The sequence below is a fragment of the Pseudomonas sp. B12(2026) genome, assembly GCF_057767015.1.
The window spans coordinates 1,802,510-1,814,481 of the sequence record NZ_CM173430.1 but is presented as its reverse complement, the minus strand read 5'-3'; the positions used below and the strand labels follow the sequence as shown (position 1 = coordinate 1,814,481).

15 protein-coding genes are annotated in these 11,972 nt (G+C 62.9%); 14 read left to right on the top strand and 1 reads right to left on the bottom strand.

The window, feature by feature from the left end; all coding sequences use genetic code 11:
- Nucleotides 1–94: 94 nt before the first annotated feature.
- From AC3B6A_RS08465 to AC3B6A_RS08400, 14 genes are all read left to right on the top strand, one after another.
- Nucleotides 95–343 (top strand): hypothetical protein, encoded by a 249-nt coding sequence (locus tag AC3B6A_RS08465; RefSeq protein ID WP_488401973.1) that lies wholly within the window; start codon nucleotides 95–97, stop codon nucleotides 341–343.
- A 44-nt stretch (nucleotides 344–387) separates the two neighbouring features.
- Complete coding sequence (locus AC3B6A_RS08460; protein ID WP_488401971.1) at nucleotides 388–1,146, top strand: ERF family protein; 759 nt, start codon at nucleotides 388–390, stop codon at nucleotides 1,144–1,146.
- Nucleotides 1,143–1,787: a lambda exonuclease family protein gene (locus AC3B6A_RS08455; protein WP_488401969.1), complete on the top strand. Its 645-nt coding sequence runs from the start codon at nucleotides 1,143–1,145 to the stop codon at nucleotides 1,785–1,787. Before AC3B6A_RS08460 ends, AC3B6A_RS08455 begins: the two co-directional genes overlap by 4 nt.
- Nucleotides 1,784–2,332, top strand: coding sequence for a hypothetical protein (locus AC3B6A_RS08450; RefSeq protein ID WP_488401968.1), 549 nt, complete (start codon nucleotides 1,784–1,786; stop codon nucleotides 2,330–2,332). Before AC3B6A_RS08455 ends, AC3B6A_RS08450 begins: the two co-directional genes overlap by 4 nt.
- Entirely contained in the window at nucleotides 2,322–2,885 is a 564-nt protein-coding gene (locus AC3B6A_RS08445) for an HNH endonuclease (protein WP_488401967.1), read from the top strand. The genes AC3B6A_RS08450 and AC3B6A_RS08445 overlap by 11 nt, the downstream gene beginning before the upstream one ends.
- Before the next feature lie 30 nt (nucleotides 2,886–2,915).
- Nucleotides 2,916–3,164 carry a hypothetical protein gene (locus AC3B6A_RS08440; RefSeq protein ID WP_488401966.1) on the top strand — a complete coding sequence of 83 codons (249 nt, stop codon included), beginning with the start codon at nucleotides 2,916–2,918 and terminating at the stop codon, nucleotides 3,162–3,164.
- A gap of 99 nt (nucleotides 3,165–3,263) precedes the next feature.
- Nucleotides 3,264–3,650, top strand: a complete 387-nt coding sequence (locus AC3B6A_RS08435; RefSeq protein WP_488401964.1) for a hypothetical protein — start codon at nucleotides 3,264–3,266, stop codon at nucleotides 3,648–3,650.
- Nucleotides 3,651–3,659: 9 nt separating this feature from the next.
- Nucleotides 3,660–4,709 (top strand): DNA cytosine methyltransferase, encoded by a 1,050-nt coding sequence (locus tag AC3B6A_RS08430; protein WP_488403548.1) that lies wholly within the window; start codon nucleotides 3,660–3,662, stop codon nucleotides 4,707–4,709.
- Between the two features lie 124 nt (nucleotides 4,710–4,833).
- On the top strand, nucleotides 4,834–5,058 hold the full coding sequence (locus tag AC3B6A_RS08425) for a hypothetical protein (RefSeq protein WP_488401962.1): 225 nt from the start codon (nucleotides 4,834–4,836) through the stop codon (nucleotides 5,056–5,058).
- Nucleotides 5,055–6,323 (top strand): hypothetical protein, encoded by a 1,269-nt coding sequence (locus tag AC3B6A_RS08420; RefSeq protein ID WP_488401960.1) that lies wholly within the window; start codon nucleotides 5,055–5,057, stop codon nucleotides 6,321–6,323. The genes AC3B6A_RS08425 and AC3B6A_RS08420 overlap by 4 nt, the downstream gene beginning before the upstream one ends.
- Nucleotides 6,324–6,533: 210 nt before the next feature.
- Nucleotides 6,534–7,358 (top strand): hypothetical protein, encoded by an 825-nt coding sequence (locus tag AC3B6A_RS08415; protein ID WP_488401958.1) that lies wholly within the window; start codon nucleotides 6,534–6,536, stop codon nucleotides 7,356–7,358.
- Nucleotides 7,351–7,641, top strand: coding sequence for a hypothetical protein (locus AC3B6A_RS08410; RefSeq protein WP_488401956.1), 291 nt, complete (start codon nucleotides 7,351–7,353; stop codon nucleotides 7,639–7,641). Before AC3B6A_RS08415 ends, AC3B6A_RS08410 begins: the two co-directional genes overlap by 8 nt.
- Before the next feature lie 64 nt (nucleotides 7,642–7,705).
- Nucleotides 7,706–7,942, top strand: coding sequence for a DUF4224 domain-containing protein (locus AC3B6A_RS08405; protein WP_488401955.1), 237 nt, complete (start codon nucleotides 7,706–7,708; stop codon nucleotides 7,940–7,942).
- Between the two features lie 3 nt (nucleotides 7,943–7,945).
- The gene (locus AC3B6A_RS08400; protein ID WP_488401954.1) at nucleotides 7,946–8,992 is read left to right on the top strand and encodes a phage integrase; all 1,047 of its coding nucleotides are present in this window, start codon (nucleotides 7,946–7,948) and stop codon (nucleotides 8,990–8,992) included.
- 146 nt (nucleotides 8,993–9,138) lie between these two features.
- On the opposite strand, the gene AC3B6A_RS08395 is transcribed toward AC3B6A_RS08400, so the two are convergent.
- A complete protein-coding gene (locus AC3B6A_RS08395) occupies nucleotides 9,139–11,967 on the bottom strand; it encodes a motility hub landmark protein FimV (protein ID WP_488401952.1) in 2,829 nt (942 codons plus the stop codon).
- Between the last annotated feature and the right edge of the window lie 5 nt (nucleotides 11,968–11,972).

The window sequence follows — 11,972 nt, the reverse complement described above, 5'->3', positions numbered from 1 at the left end:
AACCCCGGCAGCCAATCTCAGAGTGCATACCCCGCCTGAGCGAGTTGGCCGTCTGGCGCACGTTACGCGCCTTCTCTTCCACCTGGAGAACACTATGAAAGCGATCTTCCTGATTGCCGGCCTGCTCGTGCTAGCCGGCTGCATTGATGAGTCTGGAGCGCGCCGAGTGCTGCAAGGCGCCGGATACACCGAAATCCGCATGACTGGTTACAGCTTCTTCTCGTGCAGCAAGGACGACACCTATTCCACTGGGTTCGTCGCCAAGGGCCCCACTGGTCAGTCGGTAACCGGATCAGTCTGCTCCGGAATGTTCTTCAAGAACTCGACCATACGCCTGGATTAACCCCTCCCTCAACTGGCTGCGCGATGCGCGGCGAGGTATCAGTCATGTCCACTGCAATCGCAGAACGGCAGGAGTCTGCCGTTGTAGTACAAGCCGAGTCGGCCACCATCCTCCAGGTCATCCAGCGCGCCGCCGCCGACCCGCAATGCGACATCGAGAAGATGGAACGCCTGCTGGCCATGAAGGAGCGGATGGACGCCAAGGCCGCCGAGGTCGAGTTCAACGACTCCCTGTCGCGCGTACAGGCTCGCATGGGACGCATCGAAGCCGATGCCACCAACAACCAGACCCGCAGCAAGTACGCCACCTACGGGAAGCTGGATAAGGCTCTGCGCCCAATCTACACGTCCGAGGGCTTCTCGCTGTCGTTCGGCACCGAAGAGGCGCCCGAAGGAATGGTCGGGATGGTCTGCTTCGTCAGCCATCGTTCCGGCCACACCCGTCAGTACCGTGCGCACGTCCCCTCGGATGGCAAGGGCGCCAAGGGTGGCGACGTGATGACCAAGACCCACGCCTTCGGCTCCGGAACCTCCTACGGAATGCGCTACCTGCTAAAGATGATCTTCAACGTGGCCATCGGCGAGGAAGACGACGACGGTAATGCCGCCGGCGACGACGCCTTCCGCAATGCTGTGCTGGACGACCTGGTGGCCAAGGCCAAGGGCGCGCAGACCAGCACAGACCTGCAGGCCGTATGGCAATCCGGTCTGAAGACCCTGCAAGCGGCGAAGGACATAGCCGGCGCCGATGAACTGCGCGCCGCGGTAACTGCACGCAAGGCTCAGTTGGAGGGAAAGAAATGATCCTTATCCCGTGCGACCAGGGCGGAGAGGCATGGCACCGCGCCAGAGCAGGCGTAATCACCGCCAGCATGTTCAGCGATGCTCGGGCAAAGCTGAAGTCCGGTCCAAACAAAGGGCAGCCCACATCAGCAGCACTGGACTACGCCTTTCGGGTAGCAATCGAGCGCATCGCCGGCGAACCGCTGGATGGCGGCTTCGAGACGTGGCAGATGAAGCGCGGCCACGAACTGGAGCCGATGGCCAGGATGGAACACGAAATACAGACCGGCCTGATGGTTCAGCGCGCCGGCTTCGTCACCACCGACGACGGCTGCTTCGGTGCCAGTGCAGACGGCCTGATCGGCGAAGAAGGTGGCAGCGAGTACAAGTGCTTCCTCGCCCCCGACAAGCTCCGCGCCTTCCACATCGATAACGACGCCAGCGGGATCATGGACCAGGTGCAGGGTTGCATGTGGATCACCGGCCGTAAGTTCTGGCACGTCGGCATGTACTGCCCCGCCCTTGAGTCAGTAGGTCGTCAACTGTGGTGGCAGGAATTCAAGCGCGACGACGACTTCATTGAGGCCCTGGAGGAAGATCTGTGGCAGTTCAAGCTGCTGGTCGACCAGTACGAAGCCAAGCTCCGGGAGAAAGCAGCATGACTCCAATCGACTACCGCTCCACTCCTCCAGTTGACCTGGCCCGTGAGCGAATCGCGGGCTGTGTTGCTGAGTTCCTGGCGGCTGGCGGGAAAATCGACGTTGTAGCCGGCTTCGAGTACAAGCCTCTCCCTCCGAAGAAAGTGGCAACGCCTAAGCCGGAGAAAAAGCCGCGAATCAGCCCGAAGCGCCTCAAGCCAGAGCGCGAGGCGGAACTAGTTGAGGCGATCCGCAAGCACGTGTCAGCTGGCGACAGCAAGACCGTCACCCAGCGCACGCTGCACATCAGCTTCGAGCTGCTGACCAAGCTCTGCACCATGTATGGAATCGTGTTTGGAGATGCCAGGAAGCGCACTCGCGAATGGAACGCATCCATCTCGCAGAAGGCAGCAGAGAAGCGCGAGTTCCACGCTGAGCGTGTGATCGCGCTTCACAAAGCAGGCGTCAGCCTGACGGAGATCGGCCGTCGCATCGGCGCAGACCGCAAGGTGGTAACCCGCATCCTTGAGGAGAAGGGAATCATCGGAGGCCTGCCCAATGCCAGCTAAGACCGCCGCTGAACGCAAAACAGAGCGACATTTTCCGAAGCGGCAGCTTGAAGCAATCACTGCAGAAGAAGCAATGACGCTCCTGGACTATGACCCACAAACAGGCGTTCTTGTCTGGAAGATAAGGTCAGGGCCAAGAGGTCTGCCTGGGAACCGCGCCGGCTCTCAAAACTTACGCGGCTATCTGACTGTCAAGCTGCGCGGCAAGTCCTATCAAGCCCATCGTATCGCTTGGCTGATCGCGACAGGAAGCTGGCCAGAAGCCGACATCGACCACATAAACGGCAAGAAGGATGACAACAGGCTGGAGAATCTGCGTGCCGTTACCCATCGCGAAAATATGGCAAATCAACCATTGCCTACGACGAACACCAGCGGGGTTCTGGGGGTTAGCTGGGATAGGCGCGATAGGAAATGGCGCGCCCAGATAGCGATTAACGGCAAGAAGCTCCATCTAGGCTACTTTGCCAAATTCGAAGATGCAGTCTCGGCTCGCAAGGCTGCTGAAAAAGCACACGGCTTTCACGCTAACCACGGAAGGCAGAAATCCTGAAGTTTTCGACCACTTGATTGGAGAAGGAGATTGTCAAAGACACCAGCAGAAAGAAAACGCGACCAAAGAGAAAGAGACAAATTGAAGGAGGATGAACGCTTGGCGCGCCTCCTCTCCCGCCGCATCAGCCTGGACCTATTCAAGGCTACCGACATGGCGTTGATCCGCTGCATGGCCCGAGCGGGTATCGAAGAGCCGCAAGATCTCATCACTCGGCTGATTCACAACGCCGACAAGCTGACGGACGCCGGTCTCGAAAAGATGACCGAGCTTTCGTGACCTGCTCGCGTGACTGTCACGACTCGTAGTCACGCATAACCCCTAACCACGCCATCCGCTGCACCTGCGGCGCGGCGGCGCTCTACCTGGAGAAACCCAATGCAAGCAGTCATCTACGCAGGCCTGCGCAATCCAGGCCGTGACCAGCTGATCTTCAATGCCCTGATCAGCAAGCCTGTCAGCGAAGTCGCAGAGGAGTTCTGCTGCGCGCCGAGCACCATCCGCGCGGCCGCCAAGCGCATCGCTGACCTTGCTGTCTTCGATCTTCGCCTTGTAGGGGGGGGTAAGGACCTTCCGGTAGGCAAGGTGGCAGCCAAGTCATTCCGCCGTGCCGCGCTGGGTGCATATCGCCACTTCTGCGGGACCTTCCGACACCTGGAGCTCCCAAGCTGGTCCGTCACGGACGGCACCAACACTATCTCCATTCAGGACCTGCGCAACCTAGATAGCGGCTGCGCCTCCGTCACTGAAGACGACAAGGAGTAAGCCATGCCTGTGGCGGCCTACTACAACGAGATCGACCCCTACGCCGCCCAGTGGCTCCGCAACCTGATCGCCGCCGGCCACATTGCGCCAGGCGACGTCGACGAACGATCCATAGAGGACGTGCACCCCGATGACCTCCGCCCTTACACGCAGTGCCACTTCTTCGCCGGCAGCGGCGCGTGGTCTCTCGCCCTTCGCCGCGCCGGCTGGCCAGATGATCGACCTGTTTGGACCGGTTCCTGTCCTTGCCAACCTTACTCCTCGGCAGGCAAAGGAACTGGGTTTGATGACCCCCGCCACCTCTGGCCACATTTTGCCTGGCTCATCCGCCAGCATCGCCCTGGAGAAATCCTTGGTGAACAGGTTGCAAGCAAGGACGCAGAACCTTGGCTCGACCTTGTACAAGCTGACCTGGAAGGAATGGAGTATGCCTTCGGGGCTGTTGCGTTCCCGTCTGCGGGCATCGGTGCGCCGCACATCCGAGACCTAACCTACTGGGTGGCCAACACCTACTGCGATGGATGCAAACCGCGGCGCCAAGGACGCAAGGCCGTGGGACACGGGGCGCCCTTTGAACCAGATCGCAGCCCTGGCGGGCTGGGCGACGCCGGCAGCCAGGGATTGGGTGAGCGCATCAGCCTCGGAAGAGTTTCTGGCCGAGAGGCTGGAGCAGACAAGGGGGAAGCCACTCAGCGAGCAGGCATTTACTTTGGCGGGATGGCCAACACCGATGGCGGGGACGCCAGCGCAGAACGGCAACAACATGGCTGGCAACTCAGACTTCACGCGGAAGACGGAAGCGATGTGTGGCCGGGATATCGCAGGCCACGGGCTGAGCCTTCCGGAAGACTGGAGCGGCCCGGCCCGGTTAACGGCCTCTGGGCAGATGCTGACTGGATCTATTGCCGGGATGGGCGCTGGCGGGCAGTTGAACCCGGCACATTCCCGCTGGCTCATGGGGCTCCCGCCCGAGTGGGACGCCTGCGCGCCTACGGAAACGCCATCAATGTTGAAGCGGCGGCGCAGTTCATAGCGGCCTATCTCGAGTCGACGGCCTGAACCTCCCCAGAGGCTTGCCCGCCCCGCCGATGAAGCATCGCCCGATGCCGGCGAGACGGGCAAGCCGCCTCAGTAGACCCCACACCCTCAACAAGTTCAGCGCCAGCAGGCGCAAGGATTCCCCATGCTCGACAAATCAGCCTTCCAGCGCTCAACCGAAGCGCTGGTTGTAGATCCGCACGCCCATTACATGGCTCAGGCCGAGCAAGCGCAGTTCCACATGGACGCCCTGACCCTGATCCGGCGCCTGAAGGTCTATGCCGACCGCAGCGCCTCCCCGATAGCCCATGAGCTTTGTGTCGAAGCGACTGAGTTCGTGGCCAAGCACAGCAAAGGAGTACCGGCATGAGCATGACAATGGACCTGATCCGCCACATTGCCGGCCTCTACAGCGGAAAGGCCATCAAGGGGGACTTCACCCAGGTCTACATCACAGGGAACGAAATCTGGATGGCGCAACAGATCCTCGCCTCGCAGCAGGGGGAGCAGGCAGAGGGCGAGCATGTCCCTGACGATGTCTTCGAGGCCGAGTTCATGACTTGGTGGGAAGACGAAGGCCAATACTGCCGCGCTGGCGGCGGCGACTACGAACGGACGTTCGCCTTCCAGGCATGGCGTCATCTCTATCCCAAACTGATGACGGCGCGCGCCGCCCTGGCGCAACCCTCCCCGGCTGAAGACATGAGCGCAGCTCAGGAATTGGACGGTGTGAAGGCGATTCTCAACGACATGGCTGATGCACTTAAGCGCCTGACCTTCCAGGCCCGCACCACTGGCGGAACGGCAGGGCCTGACGAAGCTCTGATGAATGCATGCGAGCGCGCTGAAAGGGTTTTATCGCTGGGCGGCATGGGCGCCGCCTTCATGCGCGGATGTGATGATCATGAAGCTAAGGCCGAGCGACCGGATGTGGTTGGCAACCTGCACTTGGGCGGATGGGCAGACCAGGACGAGCTGGAAGACAACGACATCGAACTCGACATGACGGTTGTCGAGCGCCTTCAGGCTGAACTGGCAAGCAAAGGCGATGGCGTCTACATGTCGCTGATGACCGTCGCCCAGCACGAGCGCATCGTCGAGGCGCTGCTGGCTGATGTTGAGCGCAGCAGACGCACCATCACCGGCATGAACGAGGCACACGCAAAGTTGGCCGGGTTGTACGAAACCGCCCAAACCAGGGTGGCGGAGCTGGAAGCTGAAAACACCGCCCTGGCAGCTACCAGCGGCCCGTGCATTGTCGGAGATGACTACGGACACACCTACTGCAAGCACGAAGCGAAGCTATTAAAGCTGGAGAAGCGGGAGCCGGCGGCGTTCCGATCTGCGCGGGTAACCAGCTTCCGGCCTGGCATGGGTGAAGTCACATTCTACGTCGCCGGCGGCGTGCCTGGATTTATGAACGTCGGGAACACCATATATGTCGCGGATCGGGAACCGGTCGCCCAGGCTGGGCAGGTGCCGGAGGGCTGGAAGCTCGTTCCCGTGAACGCCACACCGGCAATGGTCGAAGCGCTGATAAACAACCTGACCGTGACAAATCGCGGGACTCTGTTGAACCCAGCGAATGCGGTGAATGCGGTGCTAGACGCCGCGCCGGCGCAGGGAGGTGAGTGATGGGTACGCAATGCAGCCAGTACGACTCCGAGACCAATCGCTGCAAAAGCGGATTCCCGCGAATCCACGCCGTGTGCTGGGGCGGCAATCCAGGCTGCCCAACCTGCGGCCACGTCAGTTCGCAGCCCATGTGCATGAAGGATGAAATACCGAACCACCTGGCGCGAGATGACGGATTACCAGTCTGCTGGCCAGAGAAGGAGAAAGGCCATGAGTGAGTTCAAACGCGAAGAGCGATTCATTGTCATCAAGCGCAAACACCTATCTGCGGAAAGCAGGACCCATAACTCGCTTGAGCAAGAGTTGCGCGTCTGGCTAGATCGGCACCTGGTTCCTACTACCGAGTGCGTGGTTGTCGAATCCGATTGGCCTGAGTACGAAACGGTCTGGGCGATGATCGCGGCGCGGGTCGAAGGCCGGCCAACTCCGTATCAAGTCCTCGAACAGCAGATCGCAGCCCTTCGCCAGCACAAGAACGACTACATGGAGGCGGCGGAAGGGACGCGACGTGCGCTCGAATCCGAGAACAAGGCGCTCAAGGGTGATCTCCAGGAAGAGCGCGAGATCAGCAGCATTCTGCTCGGGAAATACGATGCGCTGGAAGCCGAAGCCAATGGCATCCGCGAAGAACTCGCCCGCATCAACGCTCTCGCCAACTGCGGCAGCATCAGGAACTGGCTGAATCTCAGCGATGATGACAAGGCCAAGTGGTTCGAACTCTACTGCCGGAAGGATGACGAGAACGTGGCGATGCGGCGGGAGCTGGAAGAGCTGCGCGCAAGGGTGATGGTTGTACCGGAGCGTAAGCACGATCCACGCGGCGGACTTGGTTCCCACGCGCGCGGCTTCAACGCCTGCCTCGACGAACTGGCTCGCCTCAACGGCAAGGCGGTGAGCGAGGGGCTGTTGCGGCGGATAGTTGAGGAGCAGCCTGCCGTTCAGGACATTGGCGAGATGTTCAATTGGCAGTACGCACATGATCACGCGATGGCAGAGCTGAGAGCCCTGCTCGGCGAGGGGAAGGAGCATGAGTGAGCCAACACGTTACTGTTCGTTCTTCACCAGCCAACCAGAGAACTGGCAGCCGTGCTCGAAGGAGCACCACGACATGGTAAAGGCCCATCCTAACGAATGGCCCGGCTATGAAGTGCGCGCTCTGACGGCCATCCCCGCCGATCAGGTGTTGGTGCCTAGGGAGCTTCTGGAGGAACTGCTTGAGGCAGCTAAGGACGGAGCAGCCCACAAGGGCGAGTACCTGTCCAAGAAGCACGGCGAGCCCGAACTGTTCGCGAAGTTCGACACCCTCCTACACCCCTAACCCTTCCCCTTAACCGCACACCCAATCCCCCGCCGGCCAGCGCCGGCGCGATGAGGTATTGCCAATGGAAACCCAAGCCGAAACCCTCAACGAAGACGAGATTGCCGCCATCACCGGGTACCGGATACCGTCAAAACAGATCGAATGGCTCCGCAGGAATGGCTGGCAGCATGCTCTGAATGGAGCGCGCCGGCCCGTGGTGGGCCGCGTGTACGCCCGACTCAAGCTGGCCGGCGTAAAGCCCTCCTCCTCCAATGCCGTGGCTGAGCCGTGGACGTTGGACCTTTCTCGCGTGGGGTAAGAGATGCGCCCGAAGAAACCAGCCAACCGTGACTTGCCGCCAAGGATGATCCGCCGGGTCCGCACGCTGAAATCGGGCCAGGAGTGGGTCGGCTACTACTACGCAGGGCGTGACGAGAAAGGTAAGCGCAAGGAAATCCCGCTGGGCACCGATCCAGACGAGGCGCGCGTGAAGTGGGCGCAGTTGGAGCGAACCAAGGTGCCGGCCACCGCCAAGACGGTAGGTGACCTGCTGCGGCGCTACGACCGCGACGTGATCCCAGGCAAGGGCGTCAAGACCCAGAAGGACAACCGGAAGTGCTTGGTGCACCTTTTCCGAGCCTTCGATGACGCGCCGATGGAAGCGATCACGCCGGCTGTCATCGCGCAGTATCGGGACGGCAGGACCGCTCCCGTACGCGCAAACCGGGAGATTGCCCTGCTCTCCCATGCATTTAACATGGCCAGGGAATGGGGGATTTATTCGAAGGAGAACCCGGCGCGTGGCGTCAGGCGGAACAAGGAGGCGCCGCGTGACGTGTACGTCACCGACGAGGTATGGCAGGCGGTGTATAGCGAGGCTCCGCGCGAGCTGCAGGTTGCAATGGACATTGCCTACCTGACCGGGCAGCGGCCGGCGGACGTGCGCAAGATGCGTTGGTCGGAGGTGACGGAAGACTTCCTCCTGGTCGGCCAGGGCAAGACCTCCATGAAGCTGCGGATTCGCCTGCACATCGACGGGCTACGCACCGGCCTGGGCCGGCTGCTCGATCAGCTGGACAAGTCGCGCCCCCACCTGATCACCACCGCCGAGGGCAAGCAGCTCACCGAGTCCATGCTGCGCCAGCGCTTCGAGCCAGCACGCAAGCGGGCGGCAGGGAAAGCCACAGAGAACGGTGACCCCGACCTGGCCGCCGCCATCATGCAGTTCCAGTTCCGCGACATCCGCCCGAAAGCGGCCTCGGAAATCGTCAGCTTGGAGGATGCATCCGACTTACTTGGCCACACCACCCAGGACATGACGAAGCGCGTTTACCGGCGCGTCGGCAAGGTGGTGAACCCCGTGAAATAGCCACGGGGTTGCGGAAATGGCCAAGAGAGTTGCGGAAATTGCTCGCCTGAAAGTGGCGTAATCACCGCCTCGCCGAAACACAAACGGCAGCCACTTCGGCTGCCGCTTGGGGTATTGCTTCACTCATCTATCTGGAGCCTTCCGGCTCAGGCGATACGCCCGAGCAGTTCACGCGCTTCCTGCTGCTGGTTGTCGTTACCCTCGGCGAGCACTTCGTCGAGGATGTCGCGGGCGCCTTCGCTGTCGCCCATGTCGATGTAGGCACGCGCCAGGTCCAGCTTGGTGGCCGCCTCATCGGCGCCGGAGAGGAAGTCGAACTCGTCGTCCTCGTCCGCGCTCGCGCCGGGAATCTCCAGATCATCGCTCGCGGCAGCCACTTCCGGCTCCGGCGACGGCGCCGCGGGCTCCTCGACATCGCTCGCCAGGCGATCCAGTTCGGCGCTCACTTCGTCGAGCTGGCTGGCGAAGCTGTCGTCGGCCTTGGCCGGCTCGGGCTCATCGTCCGGCAGGGAAAGATCGAAGTCATCCGGCAGGTCGGCCAGCGACTGCGTCACGCCATTGTCCTTGTCGAAGGAGAACTCTTCCGCGCTGACGCTGGACAGCGACGCCGGGTCATCCTCCAGGCCGAGCAGGAAGTTTTCCTCGGCAGACGCAGGAGCATCCTTTTCCAGGTCCAGGGCAAAGTCGGCCAGGTCGTCGGACAGCGATACGTCCGCCGGCTTGGCGGCCGAATCCTCGCCCAGGTCGAGGTCGAAGGCGAAGTCGTCGTCCGCCTTGGCCGGCTCGACGGCGGGCGCTTCGAATGCCAGATCGTCGTCCAGATCGAAATCGCTCAGCGACAGGTCGTCATCCTTGCTCACGACCGGTGCCGCGGTGGGCTTGTCGGTCTCCAGCTCGAGGTCGTCCAGGGCCAGGTCGAAGGCGTCGTCGAGGTCGCCAACCAGGGGCGCCGGCTCGGCGGCGGGCTCCGGGCGGGCCGGCGAATCCAGGGTCAGGTCGTCGAGGCTGAAGCCGTCGAGATCGTCGGCCGCTGCAACAGCGGCCGCGGCACCCGCAGCACCCACGGCGGCCAGCGCGACCATCCCCGGATAACGGGCCTTCAGTTGCTCGACCTGGGCATCGGCACCACCCATCTCGCGCAATTCCCTTTCCTGGCGGGCAAAGCCTTCGCGATCACCGATCTCGGCATACACCTCCATCAGCTTGAGGCGCAGGTCGGCGCGCTGCGGCTCATCGTAGATGGCGCCCTGCAGGAGCTCGGCAGCCTGATTGAAGCGGCCGTAGGCGATGTAGATATCCGCCTCGCCCAGGGCATCGCTGGTCTGTGCCGCGACGCGCTCGGGAGCCGCCTGCGCCGGAGCGGCCGCTTCGGCGGCCTGCGGAGCGTCGAGGGAGTCCGGATCGGAGTCGGCGAGATCGAAATTGCCGCCCAGGCCCTGCTCGTCCAGCGCGGCTTCGGCTTCCAGCTCCTCGCGTTCCCTGGCGGCCTTGCGACGGGAAATCACCATCAGCACGACCAGCAGCGCCAGCAGCGCGCTGCCGGCGATAGCGCCCAGCCAGACCGGGTTGGCCAGGAGCTCATCGATGAAGCTCGGCGCGGGCTGTTCGACCGGGGCCGGGGCCTTCTTCGCGACCACCGGTTTGGGTGCCGGCTTGGGCGCCGGCGGCGCAGGCTGAGCGGCCGGCGCAGCAGGTGCTGCCGGCTGCACGGGCGCAGCGGCTTGAGCAGGCGCTGCCGGTTGGGTCGGAGCGGCGGACTGAGGAGCGGGGGTTGCGGGCTGAGGTGCAGCGGGCGAGGCCGCCACCGGAGCCTGGGCCGTGCCTTGCGGGGCATTGCCAAGCTCATTCTGCAGCTTCGCCAGCTGGGCATCCTTCAGCGCGATGAGCTTCTGCAGCTTGTCCATCTGGCTCTGCAGATCGGTCATGCGGCCTTGCAGTTCTTCGTTCTCGCGGCGGGTGCTATCCAGGCTTTCCTTGGTGACCGCCAGCGTCTCGGCGATACCATTGCCGCCCTCGCTGCCCTTGTCGCCACCCTTGGCCTTGCCCTTCTCGCCGGAGACCAGGCGCAGGCTGTCTTTGCTCTCGGCCTGCGACGGAGCCGCACCGGCGTTGGCGCGCGGAGTGGCATCCAGTTGACGGGCGCCTTCGGTCGGCAGGCTGCGGCCCTCGCGCCAGGTGGTGAATTGCTGGTTGACCTCGGTGGCGGCATCGGGCTGGGTGCGGGACGTGATCTGCTCCGCATCCGGCAGACGCAGCACCTGGCCGCTCTTCAGGCGGTTGATGTTGCCGCCGAGGAAAGCGTCGGGATTGAGGTCCTGGATCGCCAGCATGGTCTGCTGGACCGAAACGCTGCCGTTCGGACGCGCACGCGCCGCGATCTCCCACAGGGTATCGTTGCGGCCGGTGCGGTATTCCTTGCCGTCCAGGTGGCGCGGAGCCGGCGCCTCAGCCGCAGCGGGGCGCGGGGCCGGCGCAGCGGCCGGACGCGGCGCGACCGGCGCCGGCTGGCGGACGCTCGGAGCCGGCGCGGCCATGGGCGCACGGGGCGCGGCGGCCGCGGCGGTCTGCGGGGAATACATCGGCGGGTCGAGCAGCACGGTGTACTCGCGCAGCAACCGGCCATTGGGCCAAAGCACCTCGACCAGGAAGTTCAGGTAGGGCTCCTGCACCGGGCGATCCGAGGTCACGCGAATGACGCTCTTGCCGTTGGGCTTGATGACCGGGGTGAACTTGAGGCCGGTGAGGAAGTACTGGCGGTCGACGCCCGCCTTGTTGAAGTCTTCCGGAGAAGCCAGCTTGGGGATCAGCTCGCCCGAGGAAAGATCACGGACTTCGACCAGGTCGATCTCGGCATCCAGCGGCTGGTTCAGCGCCGAACGCAGGTGGATGTCTCCCAAGCCCAGTGCATGCGCCATGCCCGTGGTCAATGCCGAAGCAGCCGCGATTGCCTGCACCAGTTTACGAAGCCGGATCATAATTT

What these genes read in the sequence shown, in the direction of transcription:
- AC3B6A_RS08455 (WP_488401969.1), top strand. Translation starts at nt 1,143, where the DNA reads ATGATCCTTATCCCGTGCGACCAGGGCGGAGAGGCATGGCACCGCGCC.
- AC3B6A_RS08465 (WP_488401973.1), top strand. Translation starts at nt 95, where the DNA reads ATGAAAGCGATCTTCCTGATTGCCGGCCTGCTCGTGCTAGCCGGCTGC.
- AC3B6A_RS08405 (WP_488401955.1), top strand. Translation starts at nt 7,706, where the DNA reads ATGGAAACCCAAGCCGAAACCCTCAACGAAGACGAGATTGCCGCCATC.
- AC3B6A_RS08445 (WP_488401967.1), top strand. Translation starts at nt 2,322, where the DNA reads ATGCCAGCTAAGACCGCCGCTGAACGCAAAACAGAGCGACATTTTCCG.
- AC3B6A_RS08420 (WP_488401960.1), top strand. Translation starts at nt 5,055, where the DNA reads ATGAGCATGACAATGGACCTGATCCGCCACATTGCCGGCCTCTACAGC.
- AC3B6A_RS08450 (WP_488401968.1), top strand. Translation starts at nt 1,784, where the DNA reads ATGACTCCAATCGACTACCGCTCCACTCCTCCAGTTGACCTGGCCCGT.
- AC3B6A_RS08415 (WP_488401958.1), top strand. Translation starts at nt 6,534, where the DNA reads ATGAGTGAGTTCAAACGCGAAGAGCGATTCATTGTCATCAAGCGCAAA.
- AC3B6A_RS08460 (WP_488401971.1), top strand. Translation starts at nt 388, where the DNA reads ATGTCCACTGCAATCGCAGAACGGCAGGAGTCTGCCGTTGTAGTACAA.
- AC3B6A_RS08435 (WP_488401964.1), top strand. Translation starts at nt 3,264, where the DNA reads ATGCAAGCAGTCATCTACGCAGGCCTGCGCAATCCAGGCCGTGACCAG.
- AC3B6A_RS08410 (WP_488401956.1), top strand. Translation starts at nt 7,351, where the DNA reads ATGAGTGAGCCAACACGTTACTGTTCGTTCTTCACCAGCCAACCAGAG.
- AC3B6A_RS08395 (WP_488401952.1), bottom strand. Translation starts at nt 11,967, where the DNA reads ATGATCCGGCTTCGTAAACTGGTGCAGGCAATCGCGGCTGCTTCGGCA.
- AC3B6A_RS08400 (WP_488401954.1), top strand. Translation starts at nt 7,946, where the DNA reads ATGCGCCCGAAGAAACCAGCCAACCGTGACTTGCCGCCAAGGATGATC.
- AC3B6A_RS08425 (WP_488401962.1), top strand. Translation starts at nt 4,834, where the DNA reads ATGCTCGACAAATCAGCCTTCCAGCGCTCAACCGAAGCGCTGGTTGTA.